This window comes from Candidatus Poribacteria bacterium (genome assembly GCA_021295755.1).
Lineage (GTDB): Bacteria > Poribacteria > WGA-4E > WGA-4E > PCPOR2b > PCPOR2b.
Genome location: JAGWBT010000030.1, coordinates 1 through 990, shown reverse-complemented (window position 1 = coordinate 990; position 990 = coordinate 1). Strand labels below are relative to the sequence as shown.

Genomic DNA, 990 nt, shown 5'->3' with positions numbered 1-990 from the left:
TCGCCCACGACAACATCGCCAGCGTGAACTGGCACATTAACCTCACCCTCAATCTGTTGGAAGGCGAGATGATCCATATCGGTTGCACGGATTACAGTGTCTTCGTCCCTTGCTCGCATATCGTGCAGCGGGTGACGTTTCAGGTGAGAACCGGGAATCAAGCGTAAACAGCCGTTGTGTATATTTGTGTCGACCAAATAGTACATCAGGAAATACTGCTGCGGTTGATTGGTGTAGCTGATAGGGTGTTCCCACAACACGCCGTCTTGGTGCCAGTATAACGGTGGGCTGTGCGGAGGCTTGCTGATCACAAAGCCGCTCCAGAATTTAGGGGAGTCAAATCCCAACTCGGCGAGAACCGCCATCGCGCTAGGATCGATAAGGATTTCAGTAAAGGTTGGATGGGGGCAATCCCAATAGGGAATGATGCACCCCTGTGAACGGTGCTGCTCAAAGTGTTCCTCATCCTGTTGCGCGATCATCCATTCGCTCATGGCATTTAGCTTTGTTACCATCTCCGGTGCTATTACATTCTCAAAGACGCAGAAACCATCGCGCATGAGTTGCTCTCGTTTCTCCTTAGCGATGATTGGCATGGATGGTTCTCCTTTCGCGTTAGCAAATTCTATCTGAATCTATTGGGGTTTCATAATGCCTTTCCTAGCGGTCGCTTCGTTCGTATGGTAGTTCCAGCCGCGCAGCACCAGATTCTCACTAAACTGGTAGAGGTCCTCCTTCCGATCCTTGCCGGAAAACATCCTCGCGATCACTACCTTCCTTGGCTTTTCAGAGTGGTTGGACTTTGAACCGTGTACGATAAAGTAATCGAAGAAGGTAACGTCACCGGGCTCGGCTTCAATCGCCGTGGCACCTTCAAATGGAAACTTTTCGTGAAATTCAGGGTCAACCGCCTTTGAACTCTCCATCCGCCCCTGTTGGTGTGATCCGGGATAGACCCTGAGACACCCTGTCTCTTCCGTCGCTTCGCTG

At 51.0% G+C, this 990-nt stretch carries 2 protein-coding genes; both read right to left on the bottom strand.

What is annotated here, in order from left to right:
* Positions 1-596 (bottom strand): phytanoyl-CoA dioxygenase family protein (locus J4G02_05880; GenBank protein MCE2394107.1); only part of this gene is annotated, 596 nt, incomplete at its 3' end.
* 39 nt (positions 597-635) lie between these two features.
* Positions 636-990 (bottom strand): phytanoyl-CoA dioxygenase family protein (locus J4G02_05875; GenBank protein MCE2394106.1); only part of this gene is annotated, 355 nt, incomplete at its 5' end.